This is a genomic window from Pseudomonas sp. PB105, from assembly GCF_009764655.1.
GTDB lineage: Bacteria > Pseudomonadota > Gammaproteobacteria > Pseudomonadales > Pseudomonadaceae > Aquipseudomonas > Aquipseudomonas cyclaminis.
The window spans coordinates 89,789-111,697 of the sequence record NZ_RWIO01000093.1; the positions used below are offsets into that span (position 1 = coordinate 89,789).

The following is a 21,909-nucleotide window of genomic DNA, read 5'->3' on the forward strand; positions in this document are numbered from 1 at the left end:
CCTCCCACATTTGGATTGGGTTACCCCGTCTTACTCGACAGGGTCGCTGACCGGTTTGGCAATGATCGCCTTCAACTCACTGGTCATCGGGAACTCCAGGTTCAGGCCCTTGGGCGGAATCGGCTGTTCAAACCAGCGCTGGTAGATCCCGTTGATCTCGCCGCTGCGGTACAACTCACCCAAGGTGTCGTTGACCACCGCGAGAAACTGCGGATCGTCCTTGCGCACCATGCAGCTGTAGATCTCCCGCGACTGCTCCTCGCCCACCACGACCCAATTGTGCGGGTCCCTGGCTTTGGCGCGTTCGCCATAGAGCAGCGCGTCGTCCATGTAGAACGCCACTGCGCGGCCCGTCTCCAGCATCTTGAACGCCTCGCCGTGATCCTTGGCGCTGATCACGAACATATTGGTTTTGTGCTCGGCGTTGTAGCTCTTGAGAAAACGTTCGTTGGTGGTGCCGGCGGTGGTCACCACGTTCTTGCCCGCAAGATCGCTGAAGCCTTTGATGCCACTGTCTTTGGCCGTCAGCAACTGGCCTTTCACGTAGATAAACCCATAGGAAAACGCCACCTGCTTCTGCCGCTCGGCGGTCACGCCGGTGGAGCCGCACTCCAGGTCGACGGTGCCGTTCTGCACCAGCGGAATTCGGGTCTGGGACGTCACCAGGTTGTACTTCACCTTGAGGTCAGACAACCCGGTTTTCTGCTGGACGCGCTCGACAATCCTGCTCGCCAGGTCCACCGAATAGCCCATGGGCTTGCCGCTGTGATCCCCCACATAGGAAAACGGCACCGACGCATCGCGATAGCCCAGGGTGATGGACTTGGCGTTGGCGATCTTGCTCAACGTGCCGTTCAGCGCCGGTTCATTGGCCTGAACCTGAGCCCCGAACAACAGCCCCAATGTACAGCCGGTCAACAGGATTTTTTTCATTGTTATGCTCCGTTGGTTATTTACGTACAGCAATGACGCTGATTTCCACCAGCACGCTCGGCCGTGCCAGCTCCGCCTGCAAGGTGGTGCGAGTGGGCGCCATCCCCGGCGACAGCCACGCCGACCACTCCTCGTTCATCGGTGCAAAGCCGGTGCCGATGTCTTTCAGGTAAATGGTTGCATTGAGCAGGTGATCCTTGTCACTGCCCGCATGGGCCAGCAGCCCGTCGATCTTGGCCAACACTTCGCGGGTTTGTGTCGCTACATCCTGACCGTCACCCGGCACCTGGCCGGATAGGAACACCAAGTCCTTATAGGTCACGGCACCCGAAAGACGCTCGTTGCTGCTGATTCGGTTGATGGTCATGTGTGCATCCTCAAGCGGCGCGGGGCGCCAGGCCCTGCATATCAATGGACGGTGTGCGCTGGCCGATCAGTTCGGCCAACAGGTGGCCGCTGCCGCACGCCAGGGTGAAGCCCAGCGCGCCATGGCCCAGGTTCAGCCACAGATTGCGATAGACGCTGGCGCCGATCAGCGGCACACCGGTAGGCGTGGCGGGGCGCATGCCGGCCCATTCCACCCCATGGTCGTAGTCACCCGCTGTAGGAAATGTCTCGACAGCCTGACGTTTCATCAGCGCCAGTCGTTTGGGCTCAAGGCCGGCATCGAAGCCGACGATATCCACCATCGCCGCGACCCGCAGTTGTTCGCCGATGCGTGCGTAGACGATCTTGCGGTCGTAGTCGGTGATGCTCACATTCGGCGCCTGATGCTGCGGGCCAATCGGCACGCTCAGGCTGTAGCCCTTGAGCGGATACAGCGGCAGCGACACCCCAGGCAATCCCAGTTCCGCGCTGCGATGCCCGGCAGCCAGCACCAGTTGCTCGACCGGCATCACGTCATCGCCCAACTCGATGGCCGTGACTGCACCGTCGGCGTGACGAACCCCAGTCACCTTGCGCCCCAGCATAAAGGTACAGCGCCCCGAAGCTTCAAGCCGCTGCGCCAGCCGTTGGCAAAAGGCATGACAGTCCGCCACTTCCTCATTCGGCGTGTAGATACCGCCGACAAAACCCTGCGCCGCGTGGGCCAGTGCAGGTTCCAGGCGGACGCAATCCAGCGTGGAAAGAACCTGTTGCTGCAGGACATCGGTGACCTTATTGCGCGCTCGCTCAAACGTGTCGGCAGTGCGAAACGTCACCAGCTTGCCGTTGCGCCGCCAATCGAAGTCGCCCAGGCGGTCGTCGATACGCCATTGTTGCAGGGTGCTCTGGCTCAGGGAGGCCAGACGCAGTAGGTGGGCCGCGTTACGCGTGTTCACCGAGCCACGGCAGGCGCCAATGAATGCGGCCATCCAGCGCCACTGTTGCGGGTCCAGGCGCGGGCGCAGCTTCAACGGCGAATCACCGCGCAACAGCCAGCCAATCGCTTGCAGCGGCACACCGGCGTCGGCCAGCGGCGCCACATAGCGGTAGGACAACTGCCCGCCGTTGGCGTAACTGGTCTCGCTGCCCAGGCTGTCGCGGGCGTCGATCACTGTCACCTCATGGCCTGCGCGTACCAACGCGTAGGCGCTGGCCAAACCGATCACCCCACCGCCAATGATGCACACCATCGCTGCCACCCGCCCGAATCAAGAGGTTTCAAGCGTAGGCGCAGGTGACAGGCCACCGACAATGAATAAAGATGGGCCACCTATAAACAAAGGTTATGGACTTGCCATGCGCTTGCGTCATATCGAGATCTTCCAGGCGATCCGCCAGACCGGCTCCGTCAGCGCCGCCGCGCAACTGCTGCACGTGTCGCAACCCGCAGTGACCAAAGTGTTGCAGCACGCCGAATTGCAGCTGGGTTTCCCCTTGTTCCTGCGCGTGCGCGGCAAGTTGCAACCCACACCGGAAGCCCTGGCGCTGGAAAGCGAAGTCGAGAAAGTCACCGCGAGCCTGCAAGGGGTGCGGCGCCTGGCCAAGAGCTTGCGCCGTGCACCGGGACAAAGCGTGCGCATCGGTGCAATCCCCGCGCTGGCGCTATCGCTGCTGCCACCGGCGATTCTGGAATGGAAGCGCGACTACCCGGACATGGCCTGTGAACTGTCCAGCGACCATAGCCGCGAACTGGTGCAAAAGCTGTTGATGCGCGAGATTGACCTGGCGCTGACGCTCAACTTCTCAGGCCATCCGGGGTTGACCACCCAAGTGCTGGCCAACGGCGTGCTGGTGGCGTTGGCGTCCAAAGGCTATTGGCCGGATGCTGAACTGCATCAGCCGTTGCCGTTGGCCGACCTGGCCGGCGCGCCGCTGATTGGGTTATCCAGCGCCGACCCGCTGGCCGCCAAACTCGACAGCTACCTGGAGAGTGTCGAACCGGCGCCACGGGTGACGATCTCGGTGCAAACCTATTCATTGGCGCGCGCGATGGTCGAGTCCGGCGCGGGGTTGACCGTGATCGACCCCTTCACCGCACTGGGCGCCTCGACGGCCACTACCTGCATCCGCCCTCTCACGCCGCCGCTGCCGATCACCCTGTACGCCCTGACACGCGCCAATGAGCCGCCACCGCATATGTTGGCCAAGCTGTTGGAGATCTTCGGCAACCGCGCCTGTGAGTTGCTGGAACGCCTATAGCACGTAGCGCATGATCGCCACGAAATGCAGCAGGCTGCCGCCGATCACAAACAGATGCCAGATCCCATGGGAGTGCCGCAGGCGGTCCTCCAGGGCAAAAAAGATAATGCCGACGGTGTACAACACCCCGCCCGACGCCAGCCAGGTAAACCCAGCGGTGCCCAATGCGGCGATCAGCGGCTTGACCGCCACCAGGACAATCCAGCCCATCACTGCGTAGATGACGATCGACAAAATGCGCGCCTCGGAGCGCGGCTTGATCTCCTGCAAAATGCCAATCACCGCCAACCCCCACACGATGCCGAACAGCGTCCAGCCCCACGGGCCTCTTAGCGTCACCAGGCAAAACGGCGTGTAACTGCCGGCGATCAACAGGTAGATCGAAAAGTGATCGACCTTCTGCATGATCTCTTTTCGCCGCCCGCGCACGCTGTGGTACACGGTCGACGCGCTGTACAGCACCATCAGCGTAAAACCATAAATCGCCACGCTGACGATCTTCCAGGGGCTGCCATCGAGGCTTGCCACCACCAACATCCACACGGCGCCAATACACGCCGCGACTGCACCGAGCAAATGGCTCCAGGCGTTGAATCGTTCCCCGTGATACATGTGTTACCGACCTCCTGTAACCATTAACGGCTGGCGGCAAGCCTCCCGCCTTGGGCTTAAGAGTGCAAGTGCCGCATGACGTTCCAGCGACGCCGCGCAGTTTTGCGGGCACAATCGGGAACATTCGAACAAGAGCCTGCGGCCATGCTGATCGACGAAGAATTCACCCTCAAAAAGCTCGAAATCTTCCTGGCGTTCATGCGTACCGGCAACCTGGCCCGCGCCGCGGCCGAGTTGCAAACCAGCAACGTCAGCGTGCACCGCGCCATCCACTCCCTGGAAAACGCCCTGCGCTGCCCGCTGTTCAAACACGAAGGGCGCAACCTCACACCGCTGGAAAGCGCCTACGTGCTCGAAGAACGCGCACAGAAACTGGTGGCCGATGTGGTCGACAGCGTGCGCCTGACCCGCGAAGCCGCGGGTTTTTCCGCCGAGCGTTTCAAGCTGGGCTCGCTGTATTCGCTGACGGTCAAAACCGTGCCGCAGCTGATCATGGGCCTGAAGATCCGCCGCAGCGAGCTCAACATCGACCTGATCCTGGGCTCCAACTTCGACCTGCTCTACAAGCTCAAGAACATGGAAGTGGACGCGATCCTGATCTCCCTCGACGAACACGCCAACGACCCCGATTGCGAGCAGATTGCGCTGTTCTCCGACGACATCTTCCTCGCCACACCGGCCGATTCACCCTTCGACCGTGAACGCGAAATCGACCTGGCCGACGTGCGCGACGCTACTTTCATCACCCTCACCCAAGGCTTCGCCACTCACCAGGATGGCAACCGGGTGTTCAAGCAAGCGGGGTTCGAGCCGAAAGTGGCGATGCAGGTCAATGACATCTTCACCCTGTTGAGCATGGTCAGTTCGGGGGTGGGTTATGCGCTGCTGCCGGGGCGGATTGCGGCGGTGTATGAGAACCGCGTGAAGCTGATACCGCTGCAACCCAGGTATCGGTTGCAGCAGCAGATTGGCGTGGTGTTCTTGAAGGCCAAGGAACGTGACCCGAATTTACTGGCGCTGTTGGCGGAGTGTCGGATGTATGCCAATCGGCAGGCCTGAGACCGCTATCGGGGGCAAGCCCTCTCCCACACTTGAATGTATCCGCAATTAAAAATGTGGGAGGGGGCTTGCCCCCGATAGCACCACACCAGACAGCACAAATCCCGAAATCAGCCCACCAACCCCCGCATCAGCAAAAACAGCAACGACGGCCCCAGCAGACACCCCAGCGCCGTATAGAACGCTGCGGTCAAACAGCCGTAAGGCACCAGCTTCGGATCAGTCGCCGCCAACCCGCCCGCCACGCCGCTGGACGTGCCCATCAACCCACCAAAAATCACCGCACTGCGCGGATTGTTCAAACCGATCAGCGGTGCCACGAACGGCGTCATCACCATCACCAGAATGGCCTTGATCAACCCCGCCGCAATCGACAACGCCATCACCTCGGAGCTGGCACCAATCGCCGCGCCAGTCACCGGGCCGACGATGTAGGTCACGGCGCCCGCGCCAATGGTGGTGAGGCTCACCGCATCGGTGTAACCGAACGCCATGGCCACGCCGACGCCGGCGACAAACGACGAGCCCACCCCGACAAACAGCGCAAGCACACCCACGTATCCAGCGCGCTTGAGCTCATCGACACTCACACCAAACGCCGTGGCGACAATCGCGAAGTCGCGCAGCATCGCCCCGCCCAACAGGCCGATGCCCGACAACAACGGAATATCCACCACACCCTTGGCGCCACCCGTGAAGGCACCACCGACGTACGACAGCACCAGCCCGAGCAGGATGGCGATGGCTGAGCCGTGCAGGCGGCCTTTGGTAAAGGTGTCGGAGATCCAGTAGGACACCCACATGGTCAGGCCGATCACCGCGAAACCGCTGATCAGGCCGTAGCCGGTGATCACTTTCATCAAAGATTCGTACATGGCGATCACCCCGCCTCTTTGGTGGGAACGGCCGCGCTCGGCTCACGATTGCCGATGCGCACCAACACCGGCACCAGGGCAAAGCCCAGCACCACGGCCAGGGTCCCGGCCAGTATCGCCATGGGCCCGCCACTGATGGCGCCATACACGTTCTGCTGGGCCGCCATGGCCACCACGATAGGGATATAGATCGCCGCCCAGAAACTCACGCCCTGCTCCGACTTGCCGGTAAACAAGCCCCGCTTGCCGAGGTAACTGCCCAGGCCAATCAACAGCAACATGGCGATGCCCACCCCGCCGACGTTGGCAGGAATACCCATCCACTTACCCAGCAGTTCACCGACAAACAGGCCAGCCAACGTGCAGAGCGCCAGAAACGCCACACCGTAGATAATCATTGTTGTTGTCCTCAAAGTGCTCGATCGAAATTGTTGTTTTTGTGCTTCGAAAGCCTTGGGTGGTGCTTTATCGGTGGCGGCGCTCCTCCTCTTGCAGCAGGGCCTGCAACGTGTCCAGGCGCGCGCCTTCGCAGGCGATCACCGTACCTTGTTCGAATACGCGGCGTGACAGACCGGTGAGCACGGCGCCCGGCGGCAATTCGATTTGCAGGCGCACGCCGCGCTCATAGGCGCTTTGCACGGTGCCGCGCCAGTCGACCACGCGGCACATGTTGAAGGCCAGGTCGTCACGCAGTTGCTCGGGATTGTGGATCGGCCGCGCACGGGTGCTGCTCAAATAGGTGATACGCGGTGCCTTCAGTGCAACGAACGCTTGCGCCAGCGCCTGGGCCGGTTGCTCCAGCAATGCGCAATGGGACGGCACGCTGACCGCCAGGCGCTTGGCGACGCCATTGCCTTTGATGCGCTCGGCAACGCGCTTCATGGCGGCATCACTGCCGGCGATGACGGTCTGGTTGTCGGCATTGATATTGGCCAGGTACACCGGGGTTTGCGGGCTGTGGACCTCAGCCAGCAAGGTTTCGACGGTGGATAACTGCGGGCCTATCAAAGCAGTCATGCCATAGCCCTGTGGATAAGCCTGTTGCATCAGCTCACCACGCAGGCTGACCAACCTGACCGCATCGGCAAACGCCAGCGCGCCGGCGATTACCGCTGCCGGGTAGGCACCGATGGACAGACCAGCCACGTAATCCGGGGTGTGTTGCAGGAGGCGAGCGTGCGCCACGCCGGCGATCAACAGGCACAGTTGCACGGCGCGGGTACTGGCCAAGGCTTGCGCGCAGTCGAGCCGGCGCACGTCTTCGCCCAAGGCATCGCTGGCCTCGGCCAGGATGTCGGCCGGCAACGCCTGAAGCATGCCCGTGCGCTGGGCGCCCTGCCCCGGAAACACCAGCAGACTGCTCATGCCACGGCCTGCCAGGGGTCGAGTACAAGGTGCGCACCGCTGACGGTTTTGAGCAATACGCGGCGTGACGGCCCGGCCCATTCGCGCAAGGCGACGGCGCCGAACGGGGTTTGCAGCTGCAGGTCAACGCTGCACGCCGCCTTATCCAATTGTTCCAAAAGCGCCCGCGCATCGTTGCGATCCAGCGGCTCAGGTGCGCGCAGGATCAAATCCAGGTCACTCATCGCATGCAGCGCTTCAATACCGCTCGCCAACTCAAAACCCGCACTGCCACTGACGCCCCAGCTTGCCTGGCCCAGCACCGGTCGCACCTGCTGCAATGCCTGCAACGCGGGCAAATCCCGGGTCGAGATCACGGCGCGCAACGCCTCCGGCACCACGCGCCGACGCACCGCCGCCATCGGCATCACGGCGGCAAAACGCTGTTCGCGCAAACGCCCACGCACACCGATCGCCACCTCGCCCGGCTCGGCGAGGGCGCGACGCACCACCACCGGGTGACCGGCGCTGATCGCGTCCACCGCCCAGGCCGGTGCGTCGGCGGGCAGATGCGCCGGGGTCATGCCCCAGAGCAGGTCGTGGGCGTTCACCATTGCTCGCGCAACAGTTGGCGCACGTGGCTGGAAGCGGCACGATTGGTGGCGCCGAGGCGTCCGCTCAAATCGGACGTGCCAATGTCCTTGATCGCACTCACCAGACAATCACTGACCCGCGCCACATCGTCCGCCGTAGGCTGTTCAATCTGGCTGACCGTCAAGGTTTCCCACAGCAAACCAAGGCTGGCGTAACTGTCGATGTCATAGGCCATGGGCGGCACGCTGGCGGCCAATGCTTCCAGCTCTTCGACGCTGCGCAGGGTCACCCGCGCCGCCGACGCCTTGCCCATGGCGTGCACCATCACACCAGGATCGCGCAGGGCGATCAGGCGATTGGCCTGGTAGCCATGAGCGAGGAAAGCACCGGACATGGCCTTGCCCACCAGCAGCGCGATCACCGGATGCCCGGCCAATCGGGCGCGGGCGTAGCTGTCGGCGGCGGCGGCCAGGGCTTGATGGATGCCCAGGGCTTCTTCACGACGGCCATAGGCTTGGCTCGGCACATCGACGATAGCAATGATGGGACGCTTGTCGCCGCGAGCGATGGCTTCATCCACGGCCTTGGCCAACCCCCAGCCTTCCAGCAGGCCGACTTCGCCATTGCGGGCACGAGGGAAGCGGTTTTGCTCATCCGTGACCACGGCGATAAAACGACCTAATGGGCCATCGGCGACTTTCAGCGAAGCCGGCAACCCGTCAACAGGTGCGGCGCCGGCGCTCAATGCGTTGAACCACTGCAAACCTCTCATGAGCGTTCTCCCTGATACAGATCGCGAACCGTCGCCGGGTCGATTTGCGCTGCCGCGTCCAATTCGGCCAGGCGTGCAAGATACAGATCAGCCTGCTGGCTGCGCTGTTGAGCGGGCATGCCTTGATGCAGCAACGCGGTGACGGTCTGTTGGATCTGCGCCACATCGTCGGCCACATAACGGTCGGCGAGACCGCTGTTGAAGCGCTGCTCGCCGCCGGTAAGGCTCCAGATAAACGGGCGGTCACGGGAGTCGTACTCCTCCAGCCCGGCTTCCTGCTCGATCACTTGCGGGCCGTTGAGGCCCAGGCGCGCTTCGCGGGTCACCACCAGATAGCTGCACAATCCGGCGGCAATGGACATGCCGCCAAAACAGCCAACGCTGCCCGCCACCACACCGATCACCGGTTGGTATTGGCGCAGGTCGACAATCGCCGCGTGGATATCAGCAATCGCAGCCAGGCCCAGGTTGGCTTCCTGCAAGCGCACGCCGCCGGTTTCCAGCAGCAGCACGGCGCGGGTCGCAATGCCTTTGCGGTTGTCCTCGGCGGCCAGTTCCAGCGCGCCGGCGATTTTTGCGCCGCCGACCTCACCCAGGCTGCCGCCCTGGAAATTGCCTTCGATGGCGGCGATCACCACCGGTAAGCCATCGATGCTGCCCTTGGCGATGATCACGCCGTCGTCAGCCTGGGGCACCACGCCCTGGCGGCTGAGCCAGGGCGACATGACCCGTTGGAACGGGTCGATCAATTCGCGGAACGTGCCGGCGTCCAGCAAGGCCTTGGCCCGCTGCCGAGCGCCCAGCTCAACGAAGCTGTGTCTGGAGAAATCAATCATGGCCGAGCTCCTCGAAACCTTGCTCCAGGCGCAAGCGCACCACGCCGGGGGTGGCACCGAAATCGTGGATATCAATCTTCAGGGCAGGCGGCGTCTGCTCCTGGAAGATGCGTTCGAACACATGCTGCCAGCGTTGCTGAGCGCCATTCACCGAGGTCTGTACCTGAATGGTCAGCGTGCCGGGCGTGCCCGGTTCCAGCAGGACTTCCAGGTCGCCGGAGCCGACGCAACCCACCAGCGCACGACCTTTCGGCGGCTGCCCGGCGGGGAACTCAAAGGATAAGGTTTCCATCACAACGCTCCGTCGAGGCGGTCGATAAACAGGCAGGCGGCCAACAGGTCGGCGGCGCCGCCAGGGGAGGCATTCAGGGCCAGCAATTGGTGGTCGAGCTCATGCAGCTGGCGGCGCCCGGCGAGGCTTGCGCTGCCGCCCGCGTCGAGCACTGCCTGGGCGCCACGCTGCATCGCGTGCAAGCCTTCGGTGCCGGCGCGGTAAAGCACGCAGGTGTCGGCCAGCTCGGTCATGATCGCCAGCAAGGCGTCGAGGCGTGCGTTCTGTTCGCCGGCGTTCTGGCTGCGGCTTTTGTGCAGTTGCACCAGGCCGCGTTGCATCACCGAGGGGAAGCCAAGTTGTGCTTCTTCACGGGCCCCACGGGCGCCGTAGCGTTGCGCGACCTCAGCACCGTGGCTCCGCGATTGTGGGGCGTAGCGGTCGTTGAGCAGGGCCAATCGGGCGGCATTCAGCGTTACTGCGCGAGGTTCCAGGGCTGCCGCAGCAGTGAGCAAGCCGAGCGCCCAGATCGCGCCGCGATGGGTGTTTACACCGTTGGTGGTGATCAGCATCACTTGCTCACCTTCACGGCCGATCCGCCCGAGGGCTTCGCGCAGGGGCAAGCCGACCTCACCGATTTCAAGCGCAGCTTCGGCCATTTCCTTGAACATCGGCCACAACGACAGCGCCGAGGCGTGCATCAGCCCCAGGTGCAAATCGCTGTGGGCGCCATTGCCGCGACGGTCCACCAGGGCAGGTTTGGGCGACAGGTCGGCTTCATCGATCAATGCATCAACGGCCATGTCCGCCAGGCGATCCGCGAGGCTGAGTTCGTGCAGTTTAAGAGCGCGCATTTACCAGCTCCTGAATTTGGCGGGCGGGTTGTACAGGCCACCGGACCAGTCCACCAGATCGGCCACGCTCTTGGCGGCCAACAGCTCGCGGGTGGCGTCGGTACGACGGATGCCCAGATCTTCGGGCAAGGCGATCAGGCCCTCGCGGCGCATGCGCGCGGTGTCCTTGGGGTTGTGGCGCAGGCCGATGGCGGTCACGCCGGCAACGGCGGCAATCATCGCCTGGCGCTCTTCCAGGGAGCGCGCCTTGTACAGGTAGGCGATGCCTTCTTCGGTAAGCAGGTGGGTGACGTCGTCGCCGTAGATCATGATCGGCGCCAGGGGCATGCCGCTTTTACGTGCCACTTCCACCGCGTCGAGGGTGTCGACGAAGGTCGGCTTGCCGCCCTCCTGGAACGTCTCGACCATTTGCACCACGAGTTTTTTGCCGCGCTCCAACAAGGCCTCAGGCGCATCGTCGTGACGCATATCCAACCACGCCGGGGTACCGTGGCGACGGCCACGTGGGTCGTGGCCCATGTTCGGCGCGCCGCCAAAGCCGGCGAGGCGGCCACGGGTCACGGTGCTGGAGTGGCCGTCGCCATCCACTTGCAGGGTGGCGCCGATAAACAGGTCTACCGCGTATTGGCCGGCGAGTTGGCAGAACATGCGGTTGGAGCGCATCGAGCCATCACGGCCGGTGAAGAACACATCCGGGCGGGCGGCGATGTAGTTCTCCATGCCCAGTTCGGTGCCGAAGCAATGCACGCTTTGCACCCAACCGCTTTCGATCGCGGGGATCAGTGTCGGGTGCGGGTTGAGGGTCCAGTTGCGGCAGATCTTGCCCTTCAGGCCGAGGGATTCGCCGTAGGTGGGCAGGATCAGCTCGATGGCGGCGGTGTTGAAACCGATGCCATGGTTGAGCGACTGCACATTGTGTTTTTCGTAGATGCCACGGATCGCCATCATCGCCATCAGCACGTGGACTGGCTTGATGTGGCGCGGGTCGCGGGTGAACAGCGGCTCGATGTAGAACGGCTTGTCGGCCACCACCACAAAATCCACCCAGCTCGCCGGGATGTCGACGCGGGGCAAGTCGGTGACATCGTCCACCAACTGGTTGACCTGCACGATCACGATGCCATCGCTGAAGGCGGCGGGTTCGATCAGCGCTGGCGTGTCTTCGGTACTGGCGCCGGTGTAGATATTGCCGGCACGGTCGGCCATGAAACCGGCAGAGAGCACCACGTTGGGGATCAGGTCCACCACCAGCCGTGCGTAGAGTTCGATGTAAGTGTGGATCGCACCGATTTCCAGCAGGCCGTCTTCGAGCAACTGGCTGATGCGCAGGGATTGGGTGCCGGCAAAGGAGAAATCGAGCTTGCGGGCGATGCCTTTTTCAAACAGGTCCAAGTGCTCGGAACGGCCGACACTGGGCATGATCATGTGCAAATCGTGGAGCTTGGCGGGGTCGACCTTGGCCAGGGAGCGCGAGAGGAAATCGGCTTGTTTCTGGTTGTTGCCCTCCAATACAACGCGGTCGCCCGGCAGGATCAAGGCTTCAAGCGCTTCGACGATCCTGTCACTGGGCAGCACGGCCCCGTCTGCGTACTTCTTGACCAGCCCGAGCCGCCGCTGCTTCTCATCGCGCCGCCGCGTCCAGCGCGAGTCGGGGGTAGTTATTGTTGTCATGGTCGCTCCACGAGGGTTGCTGTCGTGGGCTTACCTTAGGAGTGATTCAGGGGGCCATCAATCAAGCCCGGCGGTGGATCGTTACGGCTGGAGTAATGGACCGTCAGCAAACGCTGACCCGAGCCAGCTGAAGGTCAAGATGTGGTGTCTGTGTGTCAGCTAAGTGATGTATCAACTGACACTCAGCCATCGGGGGCAAGCCCCCTCCCACATTTGCTCAGTGGTGTCTGTGAGATAGCGGTCCCAAACAGGGACTGATCAGTCCCTGTTTGGGACCGCTTGCGCAGAAGGGCTGACCTGCTCCAGCGCTCTATCCACCAATAATTGCCCCAACTCGGCCATTTGCTGAATCCCGAGCATAATGGCGCGCTGGGAAGTGTCCAGGTCGAACTGGTCGATTATCTTGACTACCACTGAGTAGAGGTATCGATATGGGCATGCACAACCCACCTCACCCCGGTGAAATCTTGCTTGAAGATGTAATCCCTGCCCTGGGCATCACCATTACCGAAATGGCGCGACGTCTTGGCTTCGCCCGCGAGACTTTTTCAAGGATCTTGCATGGCCACGCCCCGGTCAGCCCGGACCTTGCCGTTCGGTTGGAACGGGCCGGTGTGAGTACCGCGCAGCTATGGTTGTCGATGCAAAGTGCCTACGATTTATGGCAGGCCGAGCACCGGGAGCAGCCGGTGATTGAGCGGTTTGCGCGGATTGACTAAGTAAAATCCGAGCGGACGCTCAACGTGCCATGACGTTAACCACCACATGCAAAATGAACGCAGGCCCGTAACAAGGCGTCCCCTGCTCATCCTCGATTCGCCAGACTGAAGCCACCGTACAAGTCTCCTTGGGTGCAGCAAATTCCACAGTGATATGCACCGGCTGGCCCGGCAGGGTATCGGCAATAGGGAGTTCGCTGTGCAAGCTACGCAGATGAATGTCCATCACTACCTCCAACTGGCCTTGTGGATCCGCGCGGCGGGCAATCACATATTCCCCATCAACACGTACCAGTCGTCGCCCGCGCCAGGGTCGTGTGCCCAGGTTCTGAATCTCCCAGGTTTTCTGAAAAACTTCCCCCGGCAACACGACGGCTTGATCAGGCGTCGTGACATCGGCATTGAACACCGCAACGTCCTCCGGATCATCAATACCTGCGGCCCGATTGGTGGTAGCCATCGAGCACACATTATCGGGCGCGCCTGTCAGATCAGCGAAGTAGCGAAATAGAAGCAAGGGAGAAACCTGCAATGCCTTCGCCAGCTTGATCAGCGTGCGCACCGACGGGTCCCTCGACGCCCCAGCCGCTAGACCGTACAAGTAGGTTCTGGAGATTCCCGCCTCCTTGGCCAGCACAGTCAGGGGTTTGCCCAGCTCTCGGCTGCGGCGTGCAACCAGTGACCTGAGGGTATCTTTCGTTCTTATATTCATATGAAGTTTACGGTTCCCATTTTTAGGTGAACGTCATTTCTTTGTCCGCCAAAAAAGACAACCTGTCCGCCGCCACGTGTCTTGAACCATGCACACTAGCCCCCTGCTGGCGATGTTGTGAAGGACATGGATGAGGCCCTTTTAGTCAGTCATATCCAGTGTCGTAGTTTCTCGCATGCTTGCGAACCTAGTGTTTGTTGCATTCCTTTACATCTACCCTGGATATAGCCATGAACCACATCAAAGCGTGCTGTGAATCCGTTGCTCAAACAGGCTTTGGCACCCTGCAAATATCAGAAGCGATGCTGCTGGATTACAAAAAAATCGTCGATGGATACTCCGCAATATCGCCAGCCACCAAGGCCTCGTTTTCCTTCGCGAAAGACACCGATGGATTTTTCCCCTTTGGCGCTGAGTACTCGAGCCTTGAGGATCAGCCAGACCTGTGTGAGCGATTTTGTTACTGGCCTGCGCATTCATCAAAACGAAGAACCTTTGAATTCACACGAAGTGATTTTTTTGCCGCCGTTAGCGCTTTTGAACAACAGATCAGCGAGCTTGCCCAGGAATTGATGGATGGGATTTGCGCGGAGTTTGGAGCCACTTCGTTGAGCTCTTTGCGCGCAGCGTCCTATCTGCAACTGTGTGTCTATGGAGCTAATTCCGCGTCGGATCAGCGGCAGTTTGCTCAGGACCCTCACGAGGATGGTCATCTGTTGTCATTTATCAAGCCTACTCATGATGGCCTCGTCCTGGTTCGAGGCAGCTCGCTGGAGCCGGTACGCCTCTTGGAGAACGAGGTTGCAATTTTGGCCGGATCGTTACTGACCGACCTCTCAGACTGTGCGATTCCCGCTGCATACCACGCGGTTCTGGCTCCTCGGAGACCAATGCCACGCAGCTCTCTCATTTACTTCGTCAACCCTGATGTGGAGCAGGAACTGACAGGCTTTTTCCGCCACCAGCCGATCGACTTGAAAAGTACCGTCAACGCACGCCATACCGGTTTCGGTAATCAACCCCTTCAATTGAACTGATACCCAGGCGGTCGAGTACTCCATGACTCCAGACTTCAACGCCTTTTATCTCGAAGGTCTTCTACTGGGCATCGGACTGTTCGCCGCTCCTGGACCGAAGGACACCCTGGTTATTCGCCAGGGTGTCAGTCGCAGCCCTGTCTGGGGTGTGGTGGCGGTATGCGTGTTCGCCGATATCATCCTCATCGCTCTTGGGGTGATGGGATTGGGCTCGTTGCTCGGCAGCAAGCCAGGTTTGGTGGCATTCCTACTGTTGTCGGGAGCGGCCTATCTGTTGTGGTTTGGCTGGCAGCGGTTATTGGTTTGTGTGCGTAACCAGTCGATGCCAGATACTCAAAGCAACCTCACCTCACGACGGGGATTGCTACGCACGGCATTGATACTTGGATTTGCCAATCCGTATGCCTGGCTGGATACCGTGGTGCTGATTGGCTCTATTGGTGCGGCAAAGCCCGTCAGCCAACAAGCGTTCTTTGCCGGCGGCGCAATGACCGCGTCGCTGGTATGGTTTGTGGTTTTGACGTTGGGATGCCAAAGGTTGACGGGGCTATTTCGTTCGGCAAAGGTCTGGCGTTTATTGGACGCGGGCGTGGTCATTTTGATGGTGTACCTGGCGGGTATGCTGATTGCCGACTTTCATCTGCTGTAGCGTCACCGAACGGCAAAGCGCCCTCACCACAGGTGCCTTTCATTTCTCATGGAGAATGCGCCACTCAGGCCAACCCGGACTCAACCAATAAAGCCTCCAACCCCATCAAATCCGGCACCTTCGCCACCTGTTCCCCCACCTGCACCGCCGCCAGTTCCAACGGGCACAGCGGCACGTCCACGTAGCTCAACTCGCTGTCGAGCTTGTACGACCGGGGAATCCCCTGGATCACCAACGCAATGAACTTCAACGTCGGTCGCCCGCCCAGCGCGTTCAACACCACGATCCGTGAGCGTTCGCCAGTCACGCTGGCCTCGCCGCACGCGGCTTCGAAACTGATCAACGGAATCTGCCGATCCCGCCACGTGACTTGCCGCAGATACCACGGCGGCGCATCGCTGGCCGGTTCGCCGCGTTGGAAGTCGATCAACTCGGCCACGGCGACGTTGGGCAGCACCAGGTGACGGTCAGCCAGGGGTAGCAGCAGGCCGGTGAGTTGGCTGGTGCGGTGGTCAAGCATGGGACTTGCTCCAGTAGGCGATGCTTTCCAGCAGCACCGACTCTTGATACGGCTTGCCGAGGTAGTCGTTGACGCCAATGGCCATGGCGCGGTCGCGATGTTTCTGGCCGGTGCGGGAGGTGATCATGATGATCGGCAGGCGCATCAGGCGTGGGTCGTTGCGCACTTGCGTGGCCACTTCAAAACCGTCCATGCGCGGCATTTCGATGTCGAGCAGCATCAGGTCCGGGGTGTGTTCTTCGAGCAACGCGAGGGCGTCGATGCCATCTTTGGCGGTGAGCACGTTCATGCCGTTGCGTTCCAGCAGGCGGCTGGTGACTTTACGCACGGTGACCGAGTCGTCCACCACCAGCACCAGCAGCGGGCGCTTTTTCAGTGGGTCGTTGAGGATCAGCGGCGCATCCACCGACTGGGCCGGCAACGCCGGTTGCCGTTCGCGGATATGCGCAAGCAAGTCGATGATCAGCACCACGCGGCCGTCGCCCAGGATGGTCGCGCCGGACAACCCCTGCACCCCGGCAAACTGCGGCCCCAGGCCCTTGACCACGATCTCCCGGGTACCGGCCATGGCGTCCACATGCACCGCCACGCGGCGCTCATTGCACTGCACCAGCAACACCGGCACCGGTTGGTACTGGCCCAATAATTTGGGCCGGCCGACGGTGTGCAGCAGGTCGCCCAGGTAGAACAACTCGTAGCTCTGCCCGGCATATTCATAGCGTGGCGGATCTTGCTGATAGTGCCCCGCCAGCTCATGGGGCAGCACCCGCACCAACGCTTCGATGGTATTGAGCGGGATCGCGTATTGATCGTCCGCGCACTGCACCATCAGCGCACGGTTGACCGACACGGTGAACGGCAAACGAATGCGAAAATGCACGCCCTCGCCCGGCGTCGACTCAATGAACATCGAGCCGCCAAGCTGGCGTACTTCTTCATGCACCACGTCCATGCCCACGCCACGTCCGGAAATCTGGGTGATTTTCTCGGCAGTGGAGAACCCCGGCTGCAAGATAAACTGCAACACGTCGCGGTCGCTGATCTCTTGATGAGGGCCGAGCAAACCACGCTTGATCGCCTTGCGCCGCACCGCGTCCAGGGGCACGCCAGCGCCGTCGTCGCGCATGTCGAACACGATGTCGCCGCCTTCGTGGGTCAGGTCCAGGGTGATGCGGCCCTTTTTCGGCTTGCCGGCCAGCAGGCGCGCCTCACTGGATTCCAGGCCATGATCGACGGCGTTGCGCAGCATGTGTTCCAAAGGCGCCGCCATGCGTTCCAGCACGTTGCGGTCCATCTCACCTTCGGCGTTGCCGACGATGAATTCCACGTCCTTGCCCAACTCGCCCGCCACCTGGCGCACGATGCGTTTGAGGCGTGGCAGCATGCGTTCGAACGGCACCATGCGCGTGCGCATCAGGCCTTCCTGCAATTCGGTGTTGATGCGTGCCTGTTGCTGCAACAGGGCGTGCGCGTCCTCGTTGCGACGGTCGAGGGTGTCCTTCAGATCGAGCAAATCGGAGGCGGATTCGGACAACGCACGTGACAGTTGCTGCAACTGCGAATGGCGGTCCATTTCCAACGGGTCGAAGTCTTCATAGCCCAGGCGCTCCGCCTCGGCCTGTTGGCGGCTGAGGATGCGGCCCTGGGTTTCGGTGTCGAGGCGGCGCAGTTGATCGCGCATGCGCTCGATGGTGGTTTCCACCTCGGTCAGGGCGATGCGTGCGTCATTGACTTGCTGTTCAATACGACCACGGAAGATCGAGGTTTCGCCGGCCAGATTGACCAGGTCATCCAGCAGATCAGCGGAGATCTTCACCATGTCGGCGGCGGGATCAACGACCGCCTCGGTCTTGCCTGCGGGCAATGCGACCGGTGCCACTGCTTCTACACTTGGGTGCACCAGGCTTCTGATGCGTCCGATAAGCTTGTCCACCGCGCCCACGGGCAAGCCGTCTGCCACGGCGTCGATCATCTGCGCCAGGCGGTCATGGCAGCCTTGCAGCAGCGCGAACAGTTCGGCGGACGGTGCGAGCAAGCCGGCCGATAGCCCTTCGTAGAGAAACTCAAGCTCATGGGCCAGGTCACCAATCGGCCCGATCTCGACCATGCGCGCGCCGCCCTTGAGGGTGTGCAGGTCGCGCAGCAGGGTCTCGACTTCCTGGCGATTGTTCGGCTCGGCCTGCCAGCGCAGCAGTGCGCTGCCGGAGCTGTCGAGAATATCGGCGGCTTCTTCGAGGAAGATATCCAGCAATTCCGGGTCGGCGCCCGCCGTTTCAGGCGCAGGAGCCTGTGCGGCGGGGGTACTGCTCTGGCGCAGTTCGCGCAGCTTGGCAACCAGCTCGGCGCTGTCGCTCAAGGGCTGGTGGCGGTGCAGTTCGTCCAGCTGTAAAGCCAGGCGTTCATGGCTGGCCATGAGCACCTGGGACAGCTCGGTGCTGTAGCTGTAGCGCCGGTCCACCAGGCCTTCGTAAAGGCATTCCAATTCGTAGGCCAGATCGCCCACCGGGCCGATTTCGGCCATGCGCGCGCCGCCCTTGAGGGTGTGCAGGTCGCGCTGCAACGAGGACAACGGTGCTGCGCTTTCAGGTTCCAGCAACCAGCGTTTGAGGGACTGCCCGGCGCTGTCGAGAATGTCCACGGCTTCTTCGAGGAAGATCTCGACGATCTCATCGTCCATCGGCGTTTCATGCTCCAACTGCGCGGTGGCAGCGCCCAGTTCAGCAATACTCAGCGCACGGTTGCCGTCGGTTTTGATCAGGCCGGTGGCGGACGGGTCGAGGGCATCGTCCAGCAGGTCGCGCAGGGCCTGCACCCGGGCCGGCACCGGGCTGATTTCCTGGCCGGCGGCCAACTGGTCAAGCATGTTGATCAGTGCTTCATGGGCCTGTTCGGCCTCATGGAAAAACCGCTCGCTGACCGCCAGGCTGCTCTCTTCCACCGCCCCATAGAGGTCGAGCAAGGCTTCGCACAACTCGTCGATGGGATGCAGGTCGGCGGTGTGTGCGCCCTCTCCCAGGGTGGTCAGTTCATCCAGCAGAGCGGTGAGTTCCTGGCGCTCGCCGGGGTGCTGTTGCCAGCGCCGCAGCAGGCTTTCGGCGTCGAGCAGGATGTCCATGCCCTGGGCCAGGAAGTTGGTGATCAGTTGCGGGTCGCGTTTGATGCGCAAGCCGGTGTTGGGCGCGTCGAGCAGCGCGGCCAACTGATGGTCGAGCAGGGTTTGGGTGCGGCCAATCAGGTCGGCCGCGCCCTTGATCGGCACCAGAGGGTCGCGGTCCAGTTGGCGTAAGCCACGCTGGAACAGGGCTTCGGCTTCCAGCAGCAACTCCACTTCGTCCAGGTCCAGCGGCAGGCGATGGGCCTTGTATTCGCGGGTCAGGTGATCCAGCGGTCGCACCAGTTCGGCGATCGGTAATACGCCGGCCATGTAGGCACTGCCCTTGAGGGTGTGCAGGGCGCGTTGCAGCTCATCGCTGACTTGCAGTGGCACATGCTCGGCGGCCTGTTGCAGGAAGTGGTTGAGGCTGTCCAGGTGGCTCTGGGCTTCATTGCGGAAGATCTCCAGCAGCATCGGGTCATGGGGCTCGGCAGCGGATACAGCGCCGCCACCGGCCAAGGCGTGGGCGCGAGCGGCCAGTGCGTCGACTTCGTCGCGTTGGTGTTGGTCGTCCGTCGCAAAGTCGGCGATCAATTCCGGCAGCAAAGCCACGGCATCATCCAGCACCTGCTGGATTCCGGGGCCGAGGGCCACGCTGCGTTCGAGCACACGGTTCAGCAGGTTTTCCACGGCCCATGCCAGTTCGGCCAGCACCAGGGCGCGCACCATGCGACCACTGCCTTTCAAGGTATGGAAGGCGCGGCGCATTTCGCCTTGGGCGGTTTTGTCCGCGCTGTTGGGCAGGTGACGGTGCAGCACGTCGAGGACTTCGTCGGTTTCTTCGAGGAAGACTTCGCGCAGTTCATCGTCGATGGGCGCTTCATCAGCCGGGGGTGGCAACAGGCTACCGGGGCGTTGCAAGGCCGGCGGGTTGAGGCGCGACGTGGGGTTGGCCAACGCGTCGAACTGGGATTGGCTCGGGGCCTCATCCGTCGACAGCACGCCATCGGGGGCCAGCAAGGCCTGGCGCCAGGGTTTTTCAGCAGGCAGGTAACCCAGCGCCGCGAGGCTTTGGGTGGCCAGTTCCAATACCCGTTCACCGGCGGCGTCGGGGTCCTGGAGCATGCGTTCGAGGTAGTACTCCAGGCTGCTGATTACCTCGGCAAAATGGGCCAACTGCGTCTCGGACGGCGCGTCATGGTTGACGACCAACTGCTCATCGACGTAATCGGTGCAGCCGCGCATCAGGCTCGCTGCACGCGGCAGCGGAATCATCGCCAATGCGCCGCGCACCTGGCTCAGCAGTTCCGGCAGGGACTCCAGGCGCTGACGGTCCCAGTCGGCTTCGATACAGTCAATCACCAGCTCTTTGGCTTGCTTCAGGCACTGGCAAGACTCGCGGATTACCAGTTGGTGAATCTGAGTCAGGTCGGTGGTGGGCAGGCGGCTTTCTTCGCGGCTTTCCGGTTCGACGGTGCCGGCCATTCCGGCCAGGGTGGCTTCGACGTAGAGCAGCGCGCCCGCGACGTCCATCAGTACGGCGTCATTGGGTTCGCGTTGGCCTTGGGCCAGGCTCAATACCACCGCAAGCTGATCGATGATGACTTTGCGCGGCTGGCCGAACCCCAGCACCGCCAGGGTATCGGCGATCTGCCGCAGCGGCGCCAGCAGCGCATCAAGGTCGTGGGTGTGTTGGCGGTCGCTGCGTACGAACAGGTCGAGGCGCTCCTTGACCCGCACCAGCTCTTCACACAACGCACCGAGCACCGAGCCCATGGCATTGCGGTCCGGCCCGGCCAGGCGGGCACGTTCGGCGTCGACCACGGCGCTGTCGGGCAAGGCTTCATCCAGGCCGTAGCGTTCCTTGAGGCTTTGCATGCGCGGCGTCGGCCGGGTGACTTTGGCGACGTAGAACAACAGGCTCTTGAGCAACTCATCCGGCGCAGACTGGTTGATTCCACCAATACCTTGGGCCAGCAAACGCTTGAGCTGCTTGTCACTGGCCTTGAGCAGGCTGCGCAAGGCCGGGCTGTTGGCAACAACGCCGGTGAGCATGCCTTCGACCAGCGCCGACGTCACTTGCCACAACGGCAACAATGGCGCGCCCTGGCACAGGGCTTCAAGGCGTGCGAACACACGCGCCATGTCTTCCAGATTGCTGGGGCCGTGGTCTTCACGCAGCAACCCGGCGAGGGCCTGTTGCAGCAATTGATGCCATTGGCGCAGTTGTTCATGCAGGTCCGGCACTGCGCGTTGGGCCAGGGCTTCATCGGGCAGCGGCGCAATCGACAGCAATTGTGGGCTGAACAGGCTGGTTTCCGAGAGCAGGCTTTCACCTCGCGCACTGCGCAGGTCGTTGAGCAGCGGCAGCACCACCAAAGGCAGATCGCGGCGGGCGCTGTGCACGCGGTCGAGGTACAGGGGCAGTTGGCCAAGGGCCTGTTGCAGCAGACGGATACTTTCCTCGCGCTGGCTGACCTGCCCGGCCTGGAGCGCCAGGGCCAGTTCTTCGATCTCTTCGGCGAGCAGCGCCGCACCGTAGAACTCGACCATTTGCAGCGCGCCATGCACTTGATGGATACCGGCCAGGCATTGGCAGATCACGTCATCGTCATGGGTTTCGACAAACGCATCCAGCGCCGAACGGGCCTGTTTCAGGGTTTCGGCAATGTCGCCCTTGACCCATTCGAGGGCCACGTAGTCGTGCCGGTCAACCATAACTGCTCCGCTTA

Annotated in this window: 21 protein-coding genes and 1 pseudogene; 5 read left to right on the forward strand and 17 right to left on the reverse strand. The window is 62.0% G+C overall.

Annotation, left to right across the window (positions count from 1 at the left end; all coding sequences use genetic code 11):
- Window positions 1-30 precede the first annotated feature (30 nt).
- Genes EJD88_RS23545 through EJD88_RS23555 form a run of 3 tightly spaced genes read right to left on the reverse strand, consistent with a single transcriptional unit; the run spans window position 31 to window position 2,558 of the window.
- On the reverse strand, window positions 31-933 hold the full coding sequence (locus tag EJD88_RS23545; protein ID WP_158879141.1) for a transporter substrate-binding domain-containing protein: 903 nt from the start codon (window positions 931-933) through the stop codon (window positions 31-33).
- Between the two features lie 16 nt (window positions 934-949).
- Window positions 950-1,300: a RidA family protein gene (locus EJD88_RS23550; RefSeq protein WP_158879142.1), complete on the reverse strand. Its 351-nt coding sequence runs from the start codon at window positions 1,298-1,300 to the stop codon at window positions 950-952.
- 10 nt (window positions 1,301-1,310) lie between these two features.
- Window positions 1,311-2,558, reverse strand: coding sequence for a D-amino acid dehydrogenase (locus tag EJD88_RS23555; protein WP_158879143.1), 1,248 nt, complete (start codon window positions 2,556-2,558; stop codon window positions 1,311-1,313).
- A 97-nt stretch (window positions 2,559-2,655) separates the two neighbouring features.
- Between EJD88_RS23555 and EJD88_RS23560 the strand changes: the two genes are divergently transcribed.
- A complete protein-coding gene (locus EJD88_RS23560; protein WP_112192656.1) occupies window positions 2,656-3,558 on the forward strand; it encodes a LysR family transcriptional regulator in 903 nt (300 codons plus the stop codon).
- Here the strand turns inward: EJD88_RS23560 and EJD88_RS23565 are convergent.
- Window positions 3,553-4,170, reverse strand: coding sequence for a hemolysin III family protein (locus tag EJD88_RS23565; protein WP_150674393.1), 618 nt, complete (start codon window positions 4,168-4,170; stop codon window positions 3,553-3,555). The genes EJD88_RS23560 and EJD88_RS23565 overlap by 6 nt on opposite strands.
- A 144-nt stretch (window positions 4,171-4,314) precedes the next feature.
- Here EJD88_RS23565 and EJD88_RS23570 point away from each other — a divergent pair, with 144 nt between their 5' ends.
- Window positions 4,315-5,229, forward strand: a complete 915-nt coding sequence (locus EJD88_RS23570) for a LysR substrate-binding domain-containing protein (protein WP_099585816.1) — start codon at window positions 4,315-4,317, stop codon at window positions 5,227-5,229.
- A gap of 110 nt (window positions 5,230-5,339) precedes the next feature.
- Here the strand turns inward: EJD88_RS23570 and madM are convergent, their stop codons facing one another.
- From madM to EJD88_RS27640, 10 genes and pseudogenes are all read right to left on the reverse strand, one after another.
- On the reverse strand, window positions 5,340-6,104 hold the full coding sequence (madM, locus tag EJD88_RS23575) for a malonate transporter subunit MadM (protein ID WP_099585817.1): 765 nt from the start codon (window positions 6,102-6,104) through the stop codon (window positions 5,340-5,342).
- Between the two features lie 5 nt (window positions 6,105-6,109).
- Entirely contained in the window at window positions 6,110-6,502 is a 393-nt protein-coding gene (gene madL, locus EJD88_RS23580) for a malonate transporter subunit MadL (RefSeq protein ID WP_112192657.1), read from the reverse strand.
- A 67-nt stretch (window positions 6,503-6,569) separates the two neighbouring features.
- Window positions 6,570-7,469, reverse strand: a complete 900-nt coding sequence (mdcH, locus tag EJD88_RS23585) for a malonate decarboxylase subunit epsilon (protein ID WP_099585819.1) — start codon at window positions 7,467-7,469, stop codon at window positions 6,570-6,572.
- Window positions 7,466-8,062, reverse strand: coding sequence for a malonate decarboxylase holo-ACP synthase (locus EJD88_RS23590; protein WP_158879144.1), 597 nt, complete (start codon window positions 8,060-8,062; stop codon window positions 7,466-7,468). Before EJD88_RS23590 ends, mdcH begins: the two co-directional genes overlap by 4 nt.
- Window positions 8,056-8,814 carry a biotin-independent malonate decarboxylase subunit gamma gene (gene mdcE / locus EJD88_RS23595; protein WP_099585821.1) on the reverse strand — a complete coding sequence of 253 codons (759 nt, stop codon included), beginning with the start codon at window positions 8,812-8,814 and terminating at the stop codon, window positions 8,056-8,058. The genes EJD88_RS23590 and mdcE overlap by 7 nt, the downstream gene beginning before the upstream one ends.
- Window positions 8,811-9,650, reverse strand: coding sequence for a biotin-independent malonate decarboxylase subunit beta (locus EJD88_RS23600; protein ID WP_158879145.1), 840 nt, complete (start codon window positions 9,648-9,650; stop codon window positions 8,811-8,813). Before EJD88_RS23600 ends, mdcE begins: the two co-directional genes overlap by 4 nt.
- Window positions 9,643-9,942 (reverse strand): malonate decarboxylase subunit delta, encoded by a 300-nt coding sequence (locus EJD88_RS23605; RefSeq protein ID WP_099585823.1) that lies wholly within the window; start codon window positions 9,940-9,942, stop codon window positions 9,643-9,645. The genes EJD88_RS23600 and EJD88_RS23605 overlap by 8 nt, the downstream gene beginning before the upstream one ends.
- Window positions 9,942-10,775, reverse strand: a complete 834-nt coding sequence (locus EJD88_RS23610; protein ID WP_099585824.1) for a triphosphoribosyl-dephospho-CoA synthase — start codon at window positions 10,773-10,775, stop codon at window positions 9,942-9,944. The genes EJD88_RS23605 and EJD88_RS23610 overlap by 1 nt, the downstream gene beginning before the upstream one ends.
- A complete protein-coding gene (mdcA, locus tag EJD88_RS23615; protein ID WP_158879146.1) occupies window positions 10,776-12,446 on the reverse strand; it encodes a malonate decarboxylase subunit alpha in 1,671 nt (556 codons plus the stop codon).
- Between the two features lie 258 nt (window positions 12,447-12,704).
- Window positions 12,705-12,836, reverse strand: a pseudogene (locus EJD88_RS27640) (DUF6124 family protein); the annotation flags it as partial.
- Window positions 12,837-12,877: 41 nt separating this feature from the next.
- Here EJD88_RS27640 and EJD88_RS23620 point away from each other — a divergent pair.
- The gene (locus EJD88_RS23620; protein WP_020301914.1) at window positions 12,878-13,165 is read left to right on the forward strand and encodes a HigA family addiction module antitoxin; all 288 of its coding nucleotides are present in this window, start codon (window positions 12,878-12,880) and stop codon (window positions 13,163-13,165) included.
- A gap of 19 nt (window positions 13,166-13,184) precedes the next feature.
- Here the strand turns inward: EJD88_RS23620 and EJD88_RS23625 are convergent, their stop codons facing one another.
- Window positions 13,185-13,877 (reverse strand): NBR1-Ig-like domain-containing protein, encoded by a 693-nt coding sequence (locus EJD88_RS23625; protein ID WP_158879147.1) that lies wholly within the window; start codon window positions 13,875-13,877, stop codon window positions 13,185-13,187.
- A gap of 230 nt (window positions 13,878-14,107) precedes the next feature.
- Between EJD88_RS23625 and EJD88_RS23630 the strand changes: the two genes are divergently transcribed.
- Window positions 14,108-14,914: a 2OG-Fe(II) oxygenase gene (locus tag EJD88_RS23630; RefSeq protein WP_158879148.1), complete on the forward strand. Its 807-nt coding sequence runs from the start codon at window positions 14,108-14,110 to the stop codon at window positions 14,912-14,914.
- A 22-nt stretch (window positions 14,915-14,936) separates the two neighbouring features.
- Window positions 14,937-15,563 (forward strand): LysE/ArgO family amino acid transporter, encoded by a 627-nt coding sequence (locus tag EJD88_RS23635; RefSeq protein ID WP_158879149.1) that lies wholly within the window; start codon window positions 14,937-14,939, stop codon window positions 15,561-15,563.
- A 64-nt stretch (window positions 15,564-15,627) separates the two neighbouring features.
- Here the strand turns inward: EJD88_RS23635 and EJD88_RS23640 are convergent, their stop codons facing one another.
- Both EJD88_RS23640 and EJD88_RS23645 read right to left on the reverse strand, forming a co-directional pair.
- The gene (locus tag EJD88_RS23640) at window positions 15,628-16,083 is read right to left on the reverse strand and encodes a chemotaxis protein CheW (protein ID WP_099585829.1); all 456 of its coding nucleotides are present in this window, start codon (window positions 16,081-16,083) and stop codon (window positions 15,628-15,630) included.
- Entirely contained in the window at window positions 16,076-21,895 is a 5,820-nt protein-coding gene (locus EJD88_RS23645) for an Hpt domain-containing protein (protein ID WP_158879150.1), read from the reverse strand. The genes EJD88_RS23640 and EJD88_RS23645 overlap by 8 nt, the downstream gene beginning before the upstream one ends.
- Window positions 21,896-21,909 lie beyond the last annotated feature (14 nt).

Coding starts and splice junctions, on each gene's coding strand:
- EJD88_RS23625 (WP_158879147.1), bottom strand. CDS start 13,877: ATGAATATAAGAACGAAAGATACCCTCAGGTCACTGGTTGCACGCCGC.
- EJD88_RS23610 (WP_099585824.1), bottom strand. CDS start 10,775: ATGCGCGCTCTTAAACTGCACGAACTCAGCCTCGCGGATCGCCTGGCG.
- EJD88_RS23635 (WP_158879149.1), top strand. CDS start 14,937: ATGACTCCAGACTTCAACGCCTTTTATCTCGAAGGTCTTCTACTGGGC.
- mdcA (WP_158879146.1), bottom strand. CDS start 12,446: ATGACAACAATAACTACCCCCGACTCGCGCTGGACGCGGCGGCGCGAT.
- EJD88_RS23570 (WP_099585816.1), top strand. CDS start 4,315: ATGCTGATCGACGAAGAATTCACCCTCAAAAAGCTCGAAATCTTCCTG.
- mdcH (WP_099585819.1), bottom strand. CDS start 7,469: ATGAGCAGTCTGCTGGTGTTTCCGGGGCAGGGCGCCCAGCGCACGGGC.
- mdcE (WP_099585821.1), bottom strand. CDS start 8,814: ATGAGAGGTTTGCAGTGGTTCAACGCATTGAGCGCCGGCGCCGCACCT.
- EJD88_RS23605 (WP_099585823.1), bottom strand. CDS start 9,942: ATGGAAACCTTATCCTTTGAGTTCCCCGCCGGGCAGCCGCCGAAAGGT.
- EJD88_RS23630 (WP_158879148.1), top strand. CDS start 14,108: ATGAACCACATCAAAGCGTGCTGTGAATCCGTTGCTCAAACAGGCTTT.
- EJD88_RS23645 (WP_158879150.1), bottom strand. CDS start 21,895: ATGGTTGACCGGCACGACTACGTGGCCCTCGAATGGGTCAAGGGCGAC.
- madM (WP_099585817.1), bottom strand. CDS start 6,104: ATGTACGAATCTTTGATGAAAGTGATCACCGGCTACGGCCTGATCAGC.
- madL (WP_112192657.1), bottom strand. CDS start 6,502: ATGATTATCTACGGTGTGGCGTTTCTGGCGCTCTGCACGTTGGCTGGC.
- EJD88_RS23620 (WP_020301914.1), top strand. CDS start 12,878: ATGGGCATGCACAACCCACCTCACCCCGGTGAAATCTTGCTTGAAGAT.
- EJD88_RS23590 (WP_158879144.1), bottom strand. CDS start 8,062: ATGGTGAACGCCCACGACCTGCTCTGGGGCATGACCCCGGCGCATCTG.
- EJD88_RS23545 (WP_158879141.1), bottom strand. CDS start 933: ATGAAAAAAATCCTGTTGACCGGCTGTACATTGGGGCTGTTGTTCGGG.
- EJD88_RS23560 (WP_112192656.1), top strand. CDS start 2,656: ATGCGCTTGCGTCATATCGAGATCTTCCAGGCGATCCGCCAGACCGGC.
- EJD88_RS23550 (WP_158879142.1), bottom strand. CDS start 1,300: ATGACCATCAACCGAATCAGCAGCAACGAGCGTCTTTCGGGTGCCGTG.
- EJD88_RS23565 (WP_150674393.1), bottom strand. CDS start 4,170: ATGTATCACGGGGAACGATTCAACGCCTGGAGCCATTTGCTCGGTGCA.
- EJD88_RS23600 (WP_158879145.1), bottom strand. CDS start 9,650: ATGATTGATTTCTCCAGACACAGCTTCGTTGAGCTGGGCGCTCGGCAG.
- EJD88_RS23640 (WP_099585829.1), bottom strand. CDS start 16,083: ATGCTTGACCACCGCACCAGCCAACTCACCGGCCTGCTGCTACCCCTG.